This is a genomic window from Saccharibacillus alkalitolerans (assembly GCF_011090185.1).
Taxonomy (GTDB): domain Bacteria; phylum Bacillota; class Bacilli; order Paenibacillales; family Paenibacillaceae; genus Saccharibacillus; species Saccharibacillus alkalitolerans.
The window spans coordinates 600,063-620,079 of sequence record NZ_JAAFGS010000004.1 but is presented as its reverse complement, the minus strand read 5'-3'; the positions used below and the strand labels follow the sequence as shown (position 1 = coordinate 620,079).

Below are 20,017 nucleotides of genomic sequence, written 5' to 3'. Positions count from 1 at the left end.
TCTGTCTATTTCCCGTTCGATATGGGATAATGACAGTAAATCATACAATTTCGAAACTGTAAAGTTCCGAAACTATAAATTCTCGTATTGAATATGCGAAAAGGAGCGAACACGATGAGCGAAATGTCGCGGAACGAACCGGGCGGCGGGCGAGAATCCGGGGATGCCGAAGAGAAAAAGCCGCAAAAGGTAGGCCGAAAAAGAGATCATACGCGGGACGAAAAAATATTGGAGGCGACGATCGACATTCTGGCCGAATCGGGCTTCGACGGAATGACGATGGATAGGGTCGCGGCCCGGGCCCAAGCCGGCAAAGCCACCATGTACCGCCGCTGGTCCTCCAAAGCGGAGCTCGTACGGGACGCGCTGGCCTGGATGAACCGAAGCCATCTCGATCTCGACAATCTGCCCGATTCCGGGAATCTGCGCGAAGACCTGCTGCTGCTGATAAGGCCGCAGTCGATGGCGGAAGAAGAACGGAAATTCCGCGTTCTGGCGGGCCTGGGTTCCTTTTTGCAGCATCCGGAATTCAGCGAGACCGGCACGGCCGGAATTTTCGATTCCTGGGCGGAAGCGAACCTGCAGCTCATGAAGCGAGCCGCTGCCCGCGGCGAGATTTCCGAGTATGCGAATCTGGAGCTGGCCTGCCGGGTCATCACTTCGTCGTCCGCTTTTCGCGGACTTATCGAGCGCAAGCCGTTCGAAAAAGCTTTTTACGCGGATCTGCTCGACGGGCTGGTGCTGCCGGCGCTTACGATCAGGCGAGAGCCGCGGTCAAGCACGCGGTAAACGTACTGGGCGAAACGCTGCACGGATAATGGAAAAAAGGGACTCGATTCGGAGTTTTCAAAAGCGGCGCAGCAAAGGCGCGCCGTTTCTCCGACTTCAAGTCCCGTTTTCGTTACCCGATATGCGCGACCGCTCTCGCTTCCACCCACTGCTCCGGGAACGCCAGATACGTCACGCCGATCAGGCTCCCCGCCGGCCGGTGCTGCCCGATATACTCTTTGAACAGCTCGATCGCGATCTCCCCGTGCTCCTGCGCGTTCGTCAGATACAGTTCCACGTAAGCCAGATTTTCCTTCGTCGCGCCGAATTCCTTTAACACTTTGTCCAGATTCTCCAGCGTCTGCGCCATTTGCGCCCGGATATCGCCGGCCCCGACGAACTCGCCTTCCGCATTGTGAGCGAACTGACCGGAAATATGGATCGTGTTGCCTACCCGGTACCCCTGCGAGATGCCGTGATCCCAGAGATCATGGTTGTATGTTTGAATGGTTGTCATCTTGTTAGCCCCTTTACTTGAAAGTAAGGCTAGTATAAACTGGGCGAAAATAAAGGGATAGTACGCACAAATAAGAGGGGTACTATCCGAAAGGATAGCGTGAACATGGGCATTTCGGACTTGAAAGGCAAAGAGACGGTGATCGGGGACACGTCGTTCGGTTATACGCTGTCGGTCATCGGGGGGAAATGGAAGATGGCGATCCTGTATCTGCTGGCCGCCCGGCAGCCGGTTCGCTTCAACGAGATGCAGCGCCAACTGGGGCCGGTCACCTATAAGGTTCTCAGCGCGCAGCTCAAGGAACTGGAAGCGGACGGGCTGGTCAAGCGCGTCGAGTATCCGCAGATCCCGCCCAAAGTGGAATATTCGCTGACGCCGAAAGGACAGACGCTGCTGCCGGTGTTGGAGCAGTTGTGCGAATGGGGAGCGAAGAATCGGTGACGCTTGGGCTTGCTTAGCCGCAGCGAGAGCTTTTCTTTTTTCGCCGATGCAGGGATCTTGCCGGATATCTTGAATTTTAACTAAGCAAGCCATTAACGGACGGCAGGACAGGCAGCAGGGGGATTCCGGAAAAGAATCCGAAGTTCCGATGCTCGGAACCATCATAAGGGGGCTTATATGCGCGTTATTCAAAAAGTCGGCACGGTTCTGTCGGTCGGATGCGTCTTGATCGGATTGGCGGATTCGGCAGCGTTAAATAAAGTCTATGCGGCGCCTCCGACGGCGACGTTGGTCGTCTCGAACAAAGCGCTGAAGATCGGAGATACGTCCACGCTTACGATTACGTTCTCGGAAGCGGTCTCGGGATTTTCGGTCGCGGATCTGACTTCCACGAACGTCTTGATCGGCGAGCCGTCTTCTACAGACGGAGGAACAACGTGGACGGCGGCGCTGACTCCGTACTCGGACGTGGAAGCCTCGGCTCAAACCGTGACGCTAGACAATACGGGCGTAATGAATTCGGCAAACGAGTCAAATACGGGAAAGACCGTGTCCGATGTTTTTGCGATCGATACGCTTAGGCCGACGTTAGCCAGCAGTATCGCGATCTCCGATACGGCGCTGAAGGCCGGCGATTCCGCTACCGTCACGTTCGTCTTCAAGGAAGCCGTAACCGGCTTTACGGAAGCTGATCTGACGGTTCCGAACGGCACGGTCGGCGGTCTGAGTTCCAGCGACGGGGGAATCACCTGGACGGCGACGCTGACGCCGAAAGCGAACGTCGCGAGCAAGTCCAATACCGTCGTGCTCGAAAATGCCGCCATCATCGACCTTGCGGGGAATCACGGAACGGGAACGACGAGTTCCGATAATTACGAAGTCCAAACCGTCGTTCCGACGGCCGCAGTCACTGTCGCGGATTCGACTTTGACGGCAGGCAAGACGTCTTCGGTGAAGATCGTCTTCACGGAAGCAGTGACTGGATTGGCGATCGACGACTTTACCGTGGATAACGGTACGTTAAGCGGTTTGGCTTCGTCTGACGGCGGAATCACCTGGACGGCGGTTTTAACGCCTGCATCCGATACGGATGCGGAAATCAATCGTCTTTCGCTTCGCAACGAAGGCTTCGTCAGCGCGGCAGGCAATGCCGGCGCCGGGACTACTGTGTCGAATGCTTACGCCGTAAAGACCGTGACGCCGAGCGGCGGCGAACCTTCTCCGCCGCCCGTTTCTTACGCGTCTCCGATATCTGTTCCGGTCGATCAGGTTCCGGGCAATGCTCTGATCGTCTCGAACGACGGCACGCTCACGCTTCCGGCAGGACGCGCGGGAACCGTCAATCTGGGAGACGCGATCCGGGTCGAAGTCCCGGCTGGCGCTGCGGCGAAGGAGCTGAAGCTGAGCATCAATCGGGTGACGGATACGCGGAATCTGCTGAATAACGGCGAGATACTGGCAAGCCCGGTGTTCGAACTGTTCAAAAGTTTACCGGAAAATCTCGATAAACCGGTCAAACTGTCGTTGTCCTTCGATCCGGCTGCGGTAACCGGCGATCGAAAAGCCGCCGTGTTCTTTTACGACGAGACGCGAAAAGCATGGACGGAAATCAAAGGCGGAACTCTGCAAGGAAACCGGATGACGGTAGACGTCGATCGTTTCGCGAAATACGCGGTGCTTGCGGCAGAGACGCCGAAGACGGCCCTGCCGGGCGGCGGAAAGCCGCAGGATATCGCGCTTCGCGATATTTCGGGCCACTGGTCGGAAGCGGCGGTGAAGCAGGCGATCGGCGAAGGCTTCGTCTCCGGTTATCCGGACGGCACGTTCCGCCCCGATGCGATCGTGACGCGCGCCGAATACGCGTTGGTGCTCATGAATGTGTTGAACGGTCACGCGTCCGGCGCGGCTGTAAGCTTCACGGACGCTTCGGAGATCGGCGCCTGGGCGCAAACCGCCGTGTCGCAGGCTGTTCAGCTCGGCATCTTGACCGGCTACGCCGACGGTTCTGTCCGCCCGAACGCTGGCATCACCCGCGCGGAGATGGCCGTCATGGCCGCTCGCGCACTGAAGCTGTCCGCCGGAAGCGGCGCAAGAACTTCGTTCTCGGACGATAGTTCGATCCCTGTCTGGGCCAAAGACGCTGCCGAAGTGCTAAAAAAGGCGGGAGTGATTCAGGGTACAGGCGCGAATACGTTTAAAGCGGCCGCCGAGACCACGCGCGCCGAAGCCGTGACGCTGCTCATGAACCTGCGGAAGCAGCAGGAATAGAAAAAATCGAACCTCCGTCGTTTTCGTATTTGGCGTCGAAATCGAAAAAAGACCGCCTTCGTATAACGAGGCGGTCTTTTCGTACGGCCGGAATCAGTCTTTCGCAGATCCGTATTTCATCTCATAGATACTCTCAAGCACGCGAATCACGACCTCTTGATCCTGCGCGTCTTCCGGATGGAGGTAACTCTCCACCAGCTTGTACCCGAAGATCAGCAGAATCATCTCGTAGACCTTTTCTTTTTCCAGGCGAAGGTCTCCGGCATGTTCCGCAAAACCTCTGACATAAGCAGGAATGCATCGATGATAATAGTCCAACATATAGTCAGGATGGGTCTCGTCCGCGATCAGGCTGGCGAGATCCTCGCCGGGATAGCCCCATCCGGCCGTATCCCAGTCGAGCAGCTTGAGCGTTCCGTCCGCATGAATCAGATTGGTCGACCAGAAATCCCGGTGGCAAAGAACCAGCGGCAGACTCCGGATTCGGGCGAAAATTTTCTCGGATTGTTCGTCGATCGCAATCAGCATATCGCTGAGGTGCCGCGGAAGCCGGCATTCGGCTGATCGGATATAGTCATGCACGAACGGCCAGGAGCGATAATGCCAATAATTTTTGTGCATGAAATCTGCCGTGCCGAGGTTGGCCAGGCCGCGCAGAACGGCCGGCTGCTCCGCATACAGTTTGCCCTGGTAACGTCCCCATTCCAGCGCCGCCTGTTCATACATCTCGAGAGTAGGACGCGGCCCGGAAGTGCCTTCGATATATTCCAGCCACAGCTCGAATTGGTTCGCTTCGGCGTTCATCTTCGCATGATAGCAGGTCGGCCAGCGCAGGCCCGTCAGGAAGGTCTGCTCCAGGTCGGAAGCATAGAGATCATATTCGCGCCGCCATGAATCCGGATCGCCGTAGCGTTCCCATTTCTTCTGGACTTTGCGTACGATGCGGTACGGCAGTCGGCGTCGATCTGCGGTCTGCGCCATGCCGTTCAGCAGATACACGCCGGCTACCGTTCCGCCTTGAAGGGCGGTAACCTGATAGTCTGCGGCGATTACCGGAGTTTGAAGCAGCTGACTCAGAGCCGAGTTCAGCGTTTCGGGATTCATGTTCATTTTTTGCCTCCGTTCTTCTTCTCGTGCTTGCTGCGGACAATCGCCGTCTTGTGCCGGGCGATCTTGTCGACCAGATAACTCGTTCTGTTCTGCACATACCGGCTCTCCTGCCGCATCAGCGCATTCAGCAGGGAAGACTTGCCGACGCCCGACATGCCGAGCAAGACGGCCGCAAGTCCCGGAGCCAGATAGCGTTCGAGTTCGCTCAAGCCCAGTCCCGAATGGCTGGAGACCGCATGGACCGGGACGCCGGGGATGCTTTCGGCGACTTCCGCCAGCGGACGCTCGCGATCCGGGGCAAGATCCGCTTTGGTCAGCAGGGTAACAGGCTGCCCGCCGCTCTGCTTGGCCTGCGTCACGTAGCGCAGAATGCGGTCGACGCTGAAATCCCGATTCAGCGAAGACAGGACGAATACCGTGTCGAAATTGGTGGCGACCACTTGCGACGGGTTAGTGAAGAAGTTGGCCGATGCCGAAAAAGTCGACTGGCTTCACCCCGACGATCTGGCTCCGTGGGTGCATGCCGAGAACGTGGCCGAGATGTGCATGCTGGCCGCGGCTCATCCGGCAGCAGTCGGACAGGCGTACAACGCTGTCGACGGCAATTATCCGGAAAGTCAATTCGGCCTGCGCATTCTTCGGCCTGCGCATTCTTCGGGCGCTGAATAAGCAGCCGATCATTCCCGGCGGCGATCCCATCTTGACCGCTTACAGCCACAACAAGATTGTCGAAGAATTGGACTGCCGTCCGATGCGCACGTTCGAAGAAACGATTGTTTTGTTCGAAGAACAAGCGCGCCTGCGGGCATCCAAACCATCGTCGAAGGTCTGAGTTCATATGAGACAGGTACGCCGAAAAGCTGCGCCCATCCGGGGTCGCAGCTTTTCGATATTCTCAACCCTATGCAGCCGCGCATCAGATCTGCGCCAGACCGCCGTCCACGAACAATTCGCTGCCGTTCACGTAGCTGCTGTCTTCCGAAGCGAGGAACAGCACCGCTTCGGCGATCTCCGTCGTCTGACCCAGACGGCTCAGCGGCACGGTCGTCTTCGCCGATTCCAGAACCTCGTCCAGCGCTTCGCCGAACAGCTCGTCGTAAGCCGGCGTATAGACCGTGCCGGGACTGACGACGTTGATGCGGATGCCGGTCCCTTTGAGATCCACGATCCAGTTCCGCGCCATCTGGCGAACCGCCGCTTTGCTCGCTCCGTACACGCTGAAAGCCGGATCGCCCATCGCTCCTGCCGTCGAGCCGGTCAAGACGATCGTTCCCGTCATGTCCGGGAACAGCGGCAGCGCTTTTTGAACGGTAAACAGCGTGCCTTTGACGTTGACGTCAAACGTCTTCCGGTACTGCTCTTCCGTAATCTGACCCAGAGGAAGCAGGCTGCCGAGTCCGGCATTCGCGAACAAGACGTCCAGATGTCCTTTTTCCCGTTTTACCGTGTCGAACAATCTATCCAGATCTTCCAAGTTGGATACGTCGCCTTGAACGCCGGTCACCCGTTCGCCGATGAGCTGAACGGCTTTGTCCAGCTCGCTTTGTCTGCGTCCGGTAATGAAGACGTGAGCGCTTTCCGACACGAAGCGCTGCGCCGTCGTCAGTCCGATTCCGCTGGTGCCTCCGGTGACCACGACTACTTTTCCTTCGAATTTTCCCATATCGATAAGCCTCCCGCGAAATGAATAGGTGAATGTTTCTTTCGATATTCATCATAATTCCGGGCGAGCCGTTCGACCGTAATGTGGATTACGGAACGCGAAGCGGAATCGGAAGGCCGTCGGTCGGGACAATCAAGGAAGTTCTTTTTTCATTTTGGACAGATCGATCGTGATCGTTTTGCGTCCGGTGCTCAGAATGCCTTCGTTGGACAGTTCTTTCAGCGCGAGCGATACCGCTTCTCTTGTGGCTCCGACGATATCGGCCAACTCCTGATGGGTGAGAGGGATGGTGATTTCTTGATCCGCGTGCGCGTCCGAGGCGAATTTGCCGATCAATCGGTTCAGGAAGTACAGCACTTTGCCGCGCAGATCGCCGAACACCAGATGTTCCACCCACTCGCCTTGAACGCGCAGGTTTCTGCTGATTTCCGACAGGAAAACCAACGACAGCTCGGGATACTTGCGCAAAAAAGGTTCGAACCGGCCCGCCGGGATAAACGCGATCGTCGAATCTTCCATCGCCTCCGCGTAGCTTCCGACCTCGCCAAGAGCGAATGTGTCGACCTCGCCGAACACGCTGCCTTCGTTCTGAATGCAGACCGTATGCTGTTTGCCGTCCGCATTGATTTTGTAGAAGCGAAGCCTGCCGGCAAACAGAAGGAACAAACCTTTTCTTTCGTCGTCGGGCGTTTGAAAAATCGAGTTTTTCGAAACCTGATACGTATGGGCACGGGTAACCGATTGTTGGATGTCGTCGAGGGCTTCCGCAGGCAGCGATTCGAACAGTTTGATTTTCGGCAAAAACGCGGCGATCGTTTCCGAGCTTTCTGGATATGCCATAGATTCCTCCTTATACATGTTCGCGATTGTTTTCCTTATCCCCGAATACCAAGCAGGCAGCATTCCGCAAACAAAAAGACGTGACGGGCGCAGTCATTCATAATGGCCGCGCCCGTCACGTCTTATTTATCCTCCGGCATGCTGCCGAAGGTGGCGCCCAAATCTAACGGGCTTCCTTCGTCTGCAAGGCGAGACGCTCCAGTCGCTCGATCGAACCGTCATCGGAATCGGGCGTATAGACATGCAAAAATTGTCCGCTTCCATCCTGAACCGGCATTACAAGGTTCGATAGATTCAGCAGGCCCGCTTCCGGGTGTGCGAGAGTCTGCGGATGCCTGCTCGCGCAGCGGACTTCGTAATCCTCCCACATCGCTGCAAACTCGGGACTCTTTTCCGTCATCTCCGCAATAAATTCCGCATACCAGGGATCTTCGAGATGCTGGCTGTACATCACCCGAAAATGGCCGAGCAGAGCCGCCGTCAGCGTCTGCCAATCGACAAACATCGCTCGGTAATCAGGCAGAATAAATAGACGCCAGATGATGTTGCGCTCGCGGCTGTCCATTGTCCCAAACGGCCCGAATACGGCGAAAGCCAAGCTGTTCCATGCCAGCACATTCATTCGGGAATCGGAAATGTAAGCGGGACATAGCGGCATCTGATTCAGCAGGAAGCCCAACGAAGAAGAGACCTCCGGCACATTGTTTTCGGGGATCAGCGCCAGTCGGCGCGGGTCGGCAAGAACGCGTAGGTGATGACGTTCCTCCCGGTTCAAACGAAAGACGCGAGCCAGGCTGTCCAGCACTTGATCGGAAACGTTGATATCCTTCCCCTGCTCAAGAGAGGTATACCAGGGCAGCGAGATTCCCGCGAGCGCCGCGACTTCTTCGCGCCTCAGTCCTTTTGTTCTCCGTTTCGTGAAGTCGTTGGGTGGAAGTCCTGCTTCTTCCGGCGAGAGGCGAAGGCGCCGGGTACGAAGAAAGCGCCCAAGTTCTTGACGATGCGTATGGTCGCTCATAGCCGAACGCTCCTTTCAAGCTGATACTCTCAGTATCAGGATCACGAATGATAGAATCACAGATTACGATAGCCGCCATACCTATACAACTGCCGTTCTTCTTGAATGATTCCAATCGGGTTAGGATAAATTCATCACTTATTCCGCTTCATTTTAACACATTCGCAAATCCGAAAGGATAGAAGGAGAATACCATGAGTAATATTCTGATCATTAACGGCCACCAGTTTTACCCTTATTCGCAAGGAAGATTGAACAAGACGCTCGTTGACGAAACGGTTTCGATTCTGTCGGAACAGCATAACGTCAAAACAACAACGGTTCAGGAGGGCTATGACATCAAAGAAGAGCAGGAGAAAATCAAATGGGCGGATACGATCATTTTTCAGACGCCGATTTACTGGTTCTCGCTGCCTACGCTGTTCAAACAATATTTTGACGAAGTGTACGAATACGGCGTGATTTTTGCAGGAGCCGAACGGTATGGACAAGGCGGCTTGTTGACAGGCAAAACGTATATGCTGTCCACCACTTGGAACGCCCCGGAAAGCGAATACGGAACTCCCGACGGCTTTTTCAAAGGATTGGATCTGGAAGGGACGCTGGAACATATCCATGCGACTCAGCGTTTCGTCGGCATGGAGGCGCTGGAAAGCTTCAGTATTCACGACGTTATCGCCAATCCGCAGGTTGAGACGTATCTCGTCAAGCTGCGCGAACATTTGAATAAAGTTTTTGAGCTGAAACTTGCGGTTTAAGAGAGCCGCTTATCTGCGAAGCTACTGATATTCATATCAAAAAGCAGTCCTTCGACGACGAAGAGACTGCTTTTCGATATTTGAGCTGCCTGTTGAATCCTTGTTACTCCACCTCGATCACTTTCACCGTTTCGCCTTCCACCAGCACCGGCTGATAATACGTTTTGTCCGGCAGATCCTTCTTCCCCTGAAGCCGCTTGATCACCCAGTCCGCCGCGTCGCGGCCCATCTGTTCCTGCGGATGCGTGAGCGTGGTGAGCTGAATATTGGCGTTCTTCGCGATATACGAGTTATCTTGGCAGACGATCGACAGGTCGTCCGGAATCGCGATCCCGAGCTTGCGGCATACGTTGACCACTTCCAGCCCGACTTCGTCGTTGTAGCAGACGATCGCCGTCAGTTCGTCGCGGTTTTCTTGGAGATACTCTTCCAGATTGGCGGATAGGTCCGGCTTGCTGTCCGTATCGAACGACAGGACATGCTCGTGCTGGAACCGCAGCTTGTCTTCGCCGAGCGCTTTGATGAATCCTTTCATGCGGAATTTGCCCTGCAGGTCGTCCATTTTGGCTATGATCCCGATCTGGGTATGGCCTTTGCCGATCAGCTCGCGGGTGGCGAGGTAGCTCGACTGCACGTCGTCCAGACAGAAGAACGGGACTTCCAATTCCTCGTAGTAAGCGTTGATCATCGTAAAAGGCACGTCCTGCTCTTTGAACGACAGGTAATACGCGATATTCGGATTATAGACGTTGCTGCGGGTCGGCTCCACGATCAGGCCGTCCACGCCGTAGGAGAGCATCATCTCCAGCGCTTTGCGTTCCTGCGCGATGTCGTTGTTGGTGCTGGCGAGCAGCAGCGAATAGCTGTCTTCGTTGAGCCGGCCTTCGATCCCCCGGATGATGGAAGGGAAAATATAGTCCGAGATGTACGTGGTAATGACTCCGATCGTCTTGTTGCCGGACTTGGAACCGGACTTCGAGCGATACTGGCTGCTGACATACGTGCCGGAACCGCGTTCGCTCCGCAGAAAGCCTTCGTTCGACAGTTCCAGCAGCGCTTTGCGGACCGTCTGCCGACTGACGTCGTAGCTCTCCTGCAGGGAGAGTTCCGACGGGATTTTCTCGCCGGGTTTGTAGGTTCCCGAGAGAATATGGCTTCTTATATCTTCAATGATGATCTGATATTTGGGCTTCATGGATTTCACTTCTTTCCTCGTTGCTGGAGAAAGTTGTACGTACACATCTTAGCATGGAACAGCAGGAAAGCAAACGGAATCGACCCTTAGTACCATAATGACAGTATAACTAAGTTGTATCGTTGACAAATGTACGTACAAAAAATATACTGAAGCTGTGAGTTATTGAAACCGCATTCTTTCGGGCCGAATCTCCGGGTTGCCCTCGTCAATCGACCGATGGGATCGGAAGCCGTTCGTATAGCAAGTACGCAGGAGCAGGAAGGGGATAGATAGGATCATGAGCCATGAAGATTTGAAAGCAATCCTTACCGAGGGGAAAACGGCGCTCGGCATCGAATTCGGTTCGACCCGCATCAAGGCGGTACTGATCGACCGGAGTTTCGAAACGATCGCTTCGGGCAGCTACGAGTGGGAGAATCAGCTGAAGGACGGTTATTGGACGTACGATCGGGAGGAGATCATCAACGGCCTTCGGACGGCTTACCGCGAAATGAAGCAGGAGGTCCGGCAGAAATACGGAGTAACGCTTCAGACGGTAGGTTCGATCGGATTCTCGGCCATGATGCACGGCTATATGGCGTTCGACGGGCAGGGGGAGCTGCTGGTGCCGTTCCGCACCTGGCGCAACGCGACGACCGGCCAAGCGGCGCGCGAACTGACGGAGCTGTTCCAATTCAACATTCCGGAACGCTGGAGCATTGCCCATCTGTACCAGGCGATCCTGAACGAGGAAGAGCATGTGCCGAGCATCGATTACGTCACGACGCTGGCCGGCTACATCCACTGGCTGCTGACCGGCGAGAAAGTCATCGGCATCGGCGACGCTTCCGGCGTTTTCCCGATCGAGGAATCGACGCATGACTATCATTCCGCGATGATGGGGCAGTTCGACGAATTGATCGCGGCGAAAGGCTATCCGTGGAAGCTCGAACAAGTCCTTCCGAAAGTGCTGCTCTCCGGCGAACAGGCCGGCACGCTCACCGCGGAAGGCGCGAAGCTGCTCGACCCGGACGGCGACCTGAGTTCCGGCATCCCGCTCTGCCCGCCGGAAGGCGACGCCGGCACCGGCATGGTGGCGACGAACAGCGTCAAGAAGCGCACCGGCAACGTCTCCGTCGGCACGTCCGTGTTCGCGATGATCGTGCTGGAGCACGAGCTGTCCAAGCTGTACCCGGAGATCGACATGGTCACGACGCCGGACGGCAGCCCGGTCGGCATGGTGCACGCCAACAACTGCTCCAGCGACCTCAATGCCTGGATGGGGCTGTTCCGCGAATTCGCGCAGGCGATGGGTTACGAAGCCGATTCCGGCAGGCTGTTCGGCGTGCTGTTGAACAAGTCGCTCGAAGCCGATCCGGACGGCGGCGGGCTGCTCAGCTACGGCTACCTCTCGGGCGAGAACATTACGGGGCTCGAGCACGGCCGTCCGCTGTTCGTCCGCTCGCCGGAAAGCCGCTTCAATCTGGCCAACTTCATGCGCACGCATCTGTTCACCGCGTTCGGCGCGCTCAAGCTGGGCATGGACATTTTGACGGAAAACGAGAAAGTCGGCATCGACAGCATCCTCGGCCACGGCGGATTGTTCAAGACTCCGCTCGTCGGGCAAAAGGCTCTGGCCGCCGCGCTGAACGTCCCGATCTCGGTCATGTCCACGGCCGGCGAAGGCGGAGCGTGGGGCATGGCGCTGCTCGCTTCGTACATGACGGGCAAAGAACAGGGAGAGAGCCTGGCGGACTTCCTGGAGCATAAAGTGTTCAAAGACGTCCAGGCGGAGCAGTTGGCCCCGGACGAGAAAGACGTCGAAGGGTTCCGGACGTTCATGCAGCGCTACGAGGCGGGACTTGCGATCGAGCAGGCGGCCGTCGACCATCTGAATTAAGACAAGGAGTGACTCCCATTGTTAGAACAGCTGAAACAAGAAGTCTATGAAGCGAATCTCGAACTGCCGAAGCACGGCCTGGTGAAGTTCACCTGGGGCAACGCCAGCGCCGTCGATCGGGAAAGCGGCCTGTTCGTCATCAAGCCGAGCGGCGTCAGCTACGAAACGATGAAGCCGAGCGACATGGTTGTCGTGGACTTCGACGGCAACGTGGTCGAAGGCGACATGAGACCTTCCTCCGATACCCCGACTCACGCGGTGCTGTACAAGCATTATCCGCAGATCGGCGGCATCGTGCATACGCACTCCACTTGGGCGACCATCTGGGCGCAGGCGGGACTGGACGTGCCGGTTATGGGAACGACGCATGCGGACACGTTCTACGGAGCCGTTCCGTGCGCGAGATTTTTGAATCAGGAAGAAATCGACCGCGGATACGAAGCGGAGACGGGCCGCGTCATCATCGAGACGTTCGAGAAGCTCGGCGTGGACATCATGGCGATTCCGGCGGTGCTGCTGCAGGGCCATGCGCCGTTCACCTGGGGCAAAGACGTGAAATCGGCGGTCGTGAACAGCGTCGTGCTGGAAGAAGTGTGCAAGATGAACTTGTACGCGCGTCAGCTGAACCATTTTGCCAAGGAACTGCCGCAGGGCATTCTGGACAAGCACTATCTGCGCAAGCACGGCAAAGACGCCTACTACGGCCAGAAATAATCAAAAGCCTTACCTAATAATTTATAACGAAAAGAAAAGAGGATGATCTCCATGACAGCAGATAAACAGTTTTGGTTCGTGGTCGGTTCGCAGCATTTGTACGGAGAAGAAGCGCTGGGCGAAGTAAAAGCCCACGCGCAGCAGATGACGGACGCCCTGAACAACAGCGGCGTGCTTCCTTATCCGCTCGTGCTGCAGGATCTGGCCGTGACCGCGGACAAGATCACAAGCATCATGAAAGAAGCGAACTACCGCGACGAAGTAGCGGGCATCATCACCTGGATGCACACGTTCTCGCCGGCGAAAATGTGGATCCGCGGCACGAAGCTGCTGCAAAAGCCGCTGCTGCACCTGGCGACCCAGTACAACGAAAGCATCCCGTGGGCGACGATCGACATGGACTTCATGAACCTGAACCAGGCCGCCCACGGCGACCGCGAATACGGCTTCATCAACGCCCGTCTGAACAAACAGAACAAGGTCGTTGTCGGCTACTGGGAGCGCCCTGAAGTACAGCGTCAGATCGCGGACTGGATGGACGTAGCCGTCGCTTATAACGAAAGCTTCAACATCCGCGTTGCCCGCTTCGGCGACAACATGCGCAACGTCGGCGTAACGGAAGGCGACAAGGTCGAAGCGCAAATCCAATTCGGCTGGACGGTGGACTACTACGGCATCGGCGATCTCGTGGAATACGTGAATGCCGTAACGGATAAGGAAATTGACGAGCTGATGGCCGAATACGCCAACCTCTACGAATTCGATTACGGCACGAACAGCAAAGAAGCTTGGGAAGCGAGCGTTCGCGTTCAAGCGGGTTACGAAATCGCGCTCAAGCGTTTCCTGGACGACAAAGGCTACAACGCCTTCACGTCGAACTTCGAAGATCTGCACGGCATGAAGCAGCTTCCGGGTCTCGCCGTTCAGCGTCTGATGGCGCAGGGCTACGGCTTTGCCGGCGAAGGCGACTGGAAGACGGCGGCGCTCGATCGCCTCATGAAGGTGATGAGCCACAACCAGAACACGGGCTTCATGGAAGATTACACGTATGAGATGGCAGCGGGCCAAGAAGCGATTCTGCAGTCCCACATGCTCGAAGTCGATCCTTCCCTGGCCGGCAGCAAGCCGAAAGTCGTCGTATCCCCGCTGGGAATCGGCGGCAAAGAAGATCCGGCCCGTCTCGTATTCGACGGCAAAGCCGGCGACGGCGTCGTCGTGTCCATGATGGACCACGGCACGCATTACAAGCTGCTGATCAACGAAGTGACGGCGTTCGAACCGACGGAGCCGGCTCCGAACCTTCCGGTGGCCCGCGTGCTGTGGACCGTGAAGCCGAACTTCCAGGACGGCGTCAAAGCCTGGATCGAAAACGGCGGCGGCCACCATACCGTCGTATCCTTGAACCTGACAACGGATCAGATCGTGACTTACGCAAAGCTGGTGAATTTGGAGTACGTGGTCATCAAGTAAAGGACGCGCGGCAAACAAGCCGGTTAAAAAGAACCGCTTCTTCGATGAATGGACAATTCATTTATCGAGAGCGGTTTTTTTGCGTTTTCGGTTAAAAGCGCCTCTCCGTGCAAGCCTTCGCTCCGTTCCCGAACGCGATTCTGCCGCTGCGATAATAGATCCATAAAGCGAAGCTTCAGATCATAAAGGCATCATCCTGCCGACCGACGGTCTTTCAGGAAAGTCAGTCATCAAGAAAAAGGGAGCCTACACATGAAGAAAAAGCGTTAAGCCTTTTATTGTGCTTCAGCATGATATTCCCTATCTTTTCCGTCATGGGTCTACCCGCCGCGTCCGCAGCCGGTTCGCTGGAAGGAAACGGACCGGAGTGGAAAGCGGTGTATCCCGCCAACAACCAGAACGACTATCTTCAGGATCAGCAGACCGGCAGCGGTTCGGTATCGCAGGATATCGTAGGCGACGCGAACTATCCGTCGACGTACATGCATTTCACGAACGAGGATTTGTCCATCCGCATGCGCGTCAGCAATGCGAACGGCAACGGCGCCTACGAGTTCAAAAACTTCGCGTTCGTCGGGGTCGACGCCGATTCGAACGGCAGCGTGGATTTCTTCCTCGGCGCTTACAATCCGACGGGAAACAACGGGCGTCTCGGCATCTACGGCTCCAATCCGGCTTACGCGAATACGGGTCCCAGCACGACCGGGATTTCGGGCAAGCCTCTGCTGGCGTTCAAACCCGTAAAAAACGTTAACTACTCGATCATCCCTACGGGAGACGGCAGCCGTTTTAACGGAGACGAAGATTATTTCGTTTCTTTCAAGTTCGCGGTAGCCGACATTGCCAAAGCTCTCTCGGGAACGGGCATCAACTTCACTTCCTCCACGCCGTTCCGGTTTATGACAGGCACGGCGGCGCAGGATAACGCGTTCAACCAGGACCTCAACGGCATGGACAGATCCGGCTGGTCTTCGCAAAAAACGTGGAACGCGCTCGGCGTATTCTCGAACGTGACTTCCGCGAACGGCAGCACCCTTTATACCGTGAACTTCGACAGCAACACCGGAGATACGGAAGCATCGCCGGCTTTCAAAACGGTTGCGGCCGGAGGGAACACGCTGGGGGCGCTGCCTGCGACGCTGCCGACCAAACGCGGCATGTACTTCCAGGGTTGGAACACGAAGGCCGACGGGACGGGAACTTCGGTTACCGCCGGCACTCCGGTCGATGCCAATATGACCGCGTATGCGACCTGGAGCAGCAAAGAATCTTTCACGGTCACTTTCAATCCGAACGGCGGAACTTTCGGCACTTCTTCCGCGGCGGTGACGATACCGACCAAAGACGGGGTGGTCGGCGATGCCATGCCGCCTGTTCCGACGCAAGCCGGTTCGTATTTCGTGGGTTGGAGTTCCGCGCAGAGCGGTACCGGAACCTGGTTCAATGCGTCTACGGCCGTATCGCAAAATACGACGGTCTATGCGCGCTGGTCGAACAACGGAAACAAAGCCGCCAAGTTTTACAACAATTTCACGGCTGAAGGCGGAGCTCTGATCACGACGATTTATTCCAACGGAAACAGCAATAACTTCAACGGCGTCATGCCGACGATTACTCGGCCCGGCTATACGCTCAGCGGTTGGTATCTGAGCACCGCGCCGGGCACGGTGCTGCCTCCCGAATCCGCTATTACGCAGGAAGGCAGCTACTACGCCAAGTGGGCGGCGGCGACCTATACGGTGAGCTTCGTCGCCAATGCGGGAAGCGACCCGGTCACCGGCATGCCGGCCTTCAAATCGATTACGGACGGACGATTCGGAGAGATGCCTTCTTCCGAACCCACGCGGGAGGGATACCAGTTTATCGAATGGAACCGTCAAGCCGACGGATTGGGCGAAGCAATCTATCCGACAAGCGCGATTACGGCAAATACAAACGTATACGCGATTTGGAAAGCTGCCCAAACCGTGGTTTTCGACCCCAACGGAGGCGACGGCGGAACGCAGTCCATCAAAGCTTTGAGCGGAAGGCTGTATGTTCTGCCTCAGCCGCCTTCGCGCGAAGGGTATACGTTCTCGGGCTGGGGGACTTCTGCCGGGGCACAGACGGCGGTCGACCTTAAGGACGTCAGCGGCTATTCGACCCTTTACGCCGTCTGGAGCCCCGTATATACGGCGACTTTCGACGCGAACGGCGGCCAATTGAAAGGCGGAGCCGTTTCGACCGATATTTTGACCGCGTACGGCAGCGTGCTTTATTTGCCGGACGACCCTGCCCGTACCGATTACGTATTCGGCGGTTGGAACACGAAGGCGGACGGCAGCGGGACCGCGTTCAAGCTGGATACGGAAGTCACGCAGCAGCCTACCCGCGTCTACGCGAAATGGACGCCGACAGCTTCGGCGAAGTTCACGGTGAAATTCGAAACGGACGGCGGCAGCGCGGTTACGGATTTGGAGACGAACTCGATCGAAACGCCGCCGACTTCTTCCAAGCCGGGATATGCGCTGGAAGGCTGGTATAAGAGTCCCGAGCGGAATTCGGCAGACAAAGTGAGCTTCCCTTATGCCGTGACTTCGAACCAAACGTTGTACGCGAAGTGGACCGCATTGAATTTCGACGTCACGTTCGACGCGAACGAAGGCGAGTACGCGGACGGCGTGACGCAGGTTCCGGTTAACGAAACGTACGATCAGCTTTACGTTCTGCCTAACCAGATTCCGGTCCGCAGCGGTTACACATTTGCGTCTTGGAATACGCAGCCCGACGGAACCGGAGTTGGCGTAACAGACAAAACAACAGTGGTCGTATCCGTCACGCATTCCGTCTACGCCATGTGGACGGAACTCGGAAAAGTCACGATCAATTATGCTTCGAACAACACTAATTACGGCACCGTCAGCCGCTCCTTCGAGTCGCTGAATCCGATCTCGGATAACGCGGCGGGCGCGACGGCGATCGCGAATCCCGGCTATCGTTTCGTGGAATGGCAAAATGCCGGCGGAACTCCGGTAAGCACCGCCGAGACGCTGGTGCCGGAGAAAACGCCAAACGGCTACGCAGCGGAGAATTATACCGCCGTGTTCGAGGAAGTGGAAAATGTCAAAACCAGCTTGGTCACGTTGGACGACAACGGAGGACAGGGAGGAAGCGGCAGCGTAACGGCGACTTACGATAAAGCGATGCCTGCCGCCGCGGCGCCGACTCGGGCAGGTTATCAGTTCCGGGGCTACTACGACCAGAAAACTGGCGGCATTCCGTATTACAGTGCCGACATGAGCAGCGCGCGCAGCTGGGACAAGAACGAAGCTTCTGCCGTCCTTTATGCCCGTTGGTCTTCGGAGCGCGCCGTTACGGGTACCGTAATCGACGACGGCGAGCCTGCCAAAGCCGTACAGGCCGCGAAGATCCAAATCGTCCGAGGCAACGAGAAGTACGGAGAGGAGACGCTGACCGGTCCCGACGGCAAATTCACGATTTACAACATCCCTGCGGGGACATATAACCTGATCATGACGATCGGAGACAAGACGGAAATTATCGCGATCCGGGTCAGCGCGAACGAACCGGTGACCGAACTCGGCAAAATCATCTTCCCGTTGGGCAACGCAAGCAGCCTGCTGAAACTGAAGACGCCGGAGACGCCGCCTGTGGTCATCAACAATCTGCATCCCGAAGCCGAACAATATTTGATCGATGAAAACAATCAAGGATTTGTCAAAGTCGAAATGTCCGTTGCCAAAGTCGACGAAAGCACGAAAGATGCCGACGTCGAACGAGGCGTCGGGAAGATCAAAGCTCAGGCGCAAGAAAAAAGCGCGTATATCGGTCTCTATCTGGACATTACGCTGGATAAGTACAAACGCGCGACCGAGCAGGAAGATTGGGGCGCTTCCCAAGGCAAGCTGAAAGAAACGAAAGGCTTGATCGAAATCGTGGTTCCGATTCCTGCCGATCTGCAGGGGAAAACGAGCAGTTTGTACCGCGTCTATCGCGATCACGGAAACGAACCGACGCATACGATTCAAGAGACGAAGAACGAACATGGAGAATATCTCAAGGTGGACCCCGAAGAACAGACGATCACGCTGTACGTCAAAAAGTTCTCGGTATACGCTTTGGCTTACCTGACTCCCGCAGCTTATTCCGTCGAGCATTACGTCATGAACGAAGGCGGAAGCTACCCGTCTTCGCCGACCAAGACAAGCACGGCTTCCGGCTTGGCGGACAGCGTGCTGACCGTTTCCGACCTGCAGGACAGCGCGCTGCTGGACAGCGGCGTCACGTACGGATACGGCGCGGTTGACGGGGCGACAACAACGACGGCCGCTGTCAAAGGCGACGGCAAGCTCGTAATCAAGCTGTACTACGCACGTCAGGGTAAGGCTCCGGCGAGCATTGCGCCTGTCAGTCAAGCTCCCGCTGCCGCGGCGCCAACCTACTACGACGTGACCTTCGACGGAGCGGGCGGAACGCCGGCCTCCGTCACGCAAGCGGCGGCTGCCGGGTCCCTGGTGTCCAAGCCCGCCGATCCGAAGCGCGAAGGCTATCGCTTTGCCGGTTGGCATAGAGCGGACGGCAGAGAGTGGAACTTCAATAAAGACCGCGTCTATTCCGCCGTTACGCTGAGCGCCAAGTGGATCGCGGAAGCCGCGGCTCCGGAACCTCCGGCTCTGGATAAAGCGAATCATTTCGCTTATATGCAGGGGTATCCGGATCGGACCTTCGCTCCCGACCGCAACATGACGAGAGCCGAAGTCATCGTGATGTTCTCGCGGCTCCTGCTGGAAAAGATGAATGTGGAGCAGGCTTATCCGTCCGCGTTCCGGGACGTCGCGGCCGACAGATGGTATGCGAATGCCGTCGGTTATATGGAACAATACGGCATCGTGACGGGTTATACGGACGGAACCTTTAAACCGGATGCTCCCGTAACGCGCGCGGAATTCGCGGCGATCGCTTCCCGCTTCGACAAACTGGCCGCAGGAGGATCCGTGACGTTCACGGACGTGCCGAGCTCCTACTGGGCCGGCGACGCGATCGCTTCCGGCGCGGCAAAAGGATGGATCAAAGGGTATACGGACGGTACGTTCAGACCCGATAATCTCATCCTTCGCTCCGAAGTGGTGACCCTGGTCAACCGGATGCTGGAGCGCTCCGCGGACAGAAGCTATATCGACCGGGGAAACCTGGACGAGCGGCATGGAATGAAAAATGGATTTTCATTATTTCTCAAGATTCTCAAAGAGTAAAAAAGGCTGCCTAGCAGCCTTTTTTTTGGGTTAAAATGCTATTTGAATATAAGTATCTGCCCGAGAGGTTCTACTAGGACGATATTCAACGGAAGAAAGCATAATGCCATATAATGAATAT

Annotated in this window: 17 protein-coding genes; 10 read left to right on the top strand and 7 right to left on the bottom strand. The window is 56.5% G+C overall.

Features of this window, described 5'->3' with window-relative positions; genetic code table 11:
- Window positions 1-114 precede the first annotated feature (114 nt).
- A complete protein-coding gene (locus GYN08_RS14565) occupies window positions 115-789 on the top strand; it encodes a TetR/AcrR family transcriptional regulator (RefSeq protein WP_166275413.1) in 675 nt (224 codons plus the stop codon).
- A 112-nt stretch (window positions 790-901) separates the two neighbouring features.
- On the opposite strand, the gene GYN08_RS14560 is transcribed toward GYN08_RS14565, so the two are convergent.
- Complete coding sequence (locus GYN08_RS14560) at window positions 902-1,285, bottom strand: RidA family protein (protein ID WP_166275411.1); 384 nt, start codon at window positions 1,283-1,285, stop codon at window positions 902-904.
- Window positions 1,286-1,390: 105 nt separating this feature from the next.
- On the opposite strand from GYN08_RS14560, the gene GYN08_RS14555 reads away from it, so the two are divergent.
- Window positions 1,391-1,726: a winged helix-turn-helix transcriptional regulator gene (locus tag GYN08_RS14555; protein ID WP_166275409.1), complete on the top strand. Its 336-nt coding sequence runs from the start codon at window positions 1,391-1,393 to the stop codon at window positions 1,724-1,726.
- Between the two features lie 177 nt (window positions 1,727-1,903).
- Complete coding sequence (locus GYN08_RS14550; protein WP_166275407.1) at window positions 1,904-3,994, top strand: Ig-like domain-containing protein; 2,091 nt, start codon at window positions 1,904-1,906, stop codon at window positions 3,992-3,994.
- Between the two features lie 93 nt (window positions 3,995-4,087).
- On the opposite strand, the gene GYN08_RS14545 is transcribed toward GYN08_RS14550, so the two are convergent.
- Together GYN08_RS14545 and rsgA are read right to left on the bottom strand one after the other, a co-directional pair.
- Window positions 4,088-5,104, bottom strand: a complete 1,017-nt coding sequence (locus tag GYN08_RS14545; RefSeq protein WP_166275405.1) for an aminoglycoside phosphotransferase family protein — start codon at window positions 5,102-5,104, stop codon at window positions 4,088-4,090.
- Window positions 5,101-5,544 (bottom strand): GTPase RsgA, encoded by a 444-nt coding sequence (rsgA, locus tag GYN08_RS14540; RefSeq protein ID WP_166275403.1) that lies wholly within the window; start codon window positions 5,542-5,544, stop codon window positions 5,101-5,103. The genes GYN08_RS14545 and rsgA overlap by 4 nt, the downstream gene beginning before the upstream one ends.
- Here rsgA and GYN08_RS14535 point away from each other — a divergent pair.
- Together GYN08_RS14535 and GYN08_RS23980 are read left to right on the top strand one after the other, a co-directional pair.
- Entirely contained in the window at window positions 5,522-5,773 is a 252-nt protein-coding gene (locus GYN08_RS14535; protein WP_166275401.1) for an NAD-dependent epimerase/dehydratase family protein, read from the top strand. The two genes, rsgA and GYN08_RS14535, sit on opposite strands and share 23 nt — an antisense overlap.
- A 31-nt stretch (window positions 5,774-5,804) precedes the next feature.
- Entirely contained in the window at window positions 5,805-5,936 is a 132-nt protein-coding gene (locus GYN08_RS23980; RefSeq protein ID WP_268952881.1) for a hypothetical protein, read from the top strand.
- A gap of 84 nt (window positions 5,937-6,020) precedes the next feature.
- Here GYN08_RS23980 and GYN08_RS14530 read toward each other — a convergent pair whose 3' ends face one another.
- The 3 genes from GYN08_RS14530 to GYN08_RS14520 form a co-directional block, all read right to left on the bottom strand.
- Window positions 6,021-6,767, bottom strand: a complete 747-nt coding sequence (locus GYN08_RS14530) for an SDR family NAD(P)-dependent oxidoreductase (protein ID WP_166275399.1) — start codon at window positions 6,765-6,767, stop codon at window positions 6,021-6,023.
- Window positions 6,768-6,899: 132 nt separating this feature from the next.
- Window positions 6,900-7,607: a Crp/Fnr family transcriptional regulator gene (locus tag GYN08_RS14525; protein ID WP_166275397.1), complete on the bottom strand. Its 708-nt coding sequence runs from the start codon at window positions 7,605-7,607 to the stop codon at window positions 6,900-6,902.
- Between the two features lie 163 nt (window positions 7,608-7,770).
- Window positions 7,771-8,625 carry a helix-turn-helix transcriptional regulator gene (locus GYN08_RS14520; protein WP_166275395.1) on the bottom strand — a complete coding sequence of 285 codons (855 nt, stop codon included), beginning with the start codon at window positions 8,623-8,625 and terminating at the stop codon, window positions 7,771-7,773.
- 194 nt (window positions 8,626-8,819) lie between these two features.
- On the opposite strand from GYN08_RS14520, the gene GYN08_RS14515 reads away from it, so the two are divergent.
- Window positions 8,820-9,383: an NAD(P)H-dependent oxidoreductase gene (locus GYN08_RS14515; RefSeq protein WP_166275393.1), complete on the top strand. Its 564-nt coding sequence runs from the start codon at window positions 8,820-8,822 to the stop codon at window positions 9,381-9,383.
- A gap of 103 nt (window positions 9,384-9,486) precedes the next feature.
- Here GYN08_RS14515 and GYN08_RS14510 read toward each other — a convergent pair whose 3' ends face one another.
- Entirely contained in the window at window positions 9,487-10,578 is a 1,092-nt protein-coding gene (locus tag GYN08_RS14510) for a GntR family transcriptional regulator (RefSeq protein WP_166275391.1), read from the bottom strand.
- A gap of 280 nt (window positions 10,579-10,858) precedes the next feature.
- Here GYN08_RS14510 and GYN08_RS14505 point away from each other — a divergent pair, with 280 nt between their 5' ends.
- The 4 genes from GYN08_RS14505 (at window position 10,859) to GYN08_RS14490 (ending at window position 19,896) form a co-directional block, all read left to right on the top strand.
- Window positions 10,859-12,460 carry a xylulokinase gene (locus GYN08_RS14505; RefSeq protein ID WP_166275389.1) on the top strand — a complete coding sequence of 534 codons (1,602 nt, stop codon included), beginning with the start codon at window positions 10,859-10,861 and terminating at the stop codon, window positions 12,458-12,460.
- A gap of 18 nt (window positions 12,461-12,478) precedes the next feature.
- Complete coding sequence (locus GYN08_RS14500; RefSeq protein ID WP_166275386.1) at window positions 12,479-13,174, top strand: L-ribulose-5-phosphate 4-epimerase; 696 nt, start codon at window positions 12,479-12,481, stop codon at window positions 13,172-13,174.
- Window positions 13,175-13,225: 51 nt separating this feature from the next.
- Window positions 13,226-14,644 carry an L-arabinose isomerase gene (araA, locus tag GYN08_RS14495; protein WP_206023752.1) on the top strand — a complete coding sequence of 473 codons (1,419 nt, stop codon included), beginning with the start codon at window positions 13,226-13,228 and terminating at the stop codon, window positions 14,642-14,644.
- A 377-nt stretch (window positions 14,645-15,021) separates the two neighbouring features.
- Entirely contained in the window at window positions 15,022-19,896 is a 4,875-nt protein-coding gene (locus GYN08_RS14490) for an InlB B-repeat-containing protein (RefSeq protein ID WP_166275382.1), read from the top strand.
- Window positions 19,897-20,017: the final 121 nt, after the last annotated feature.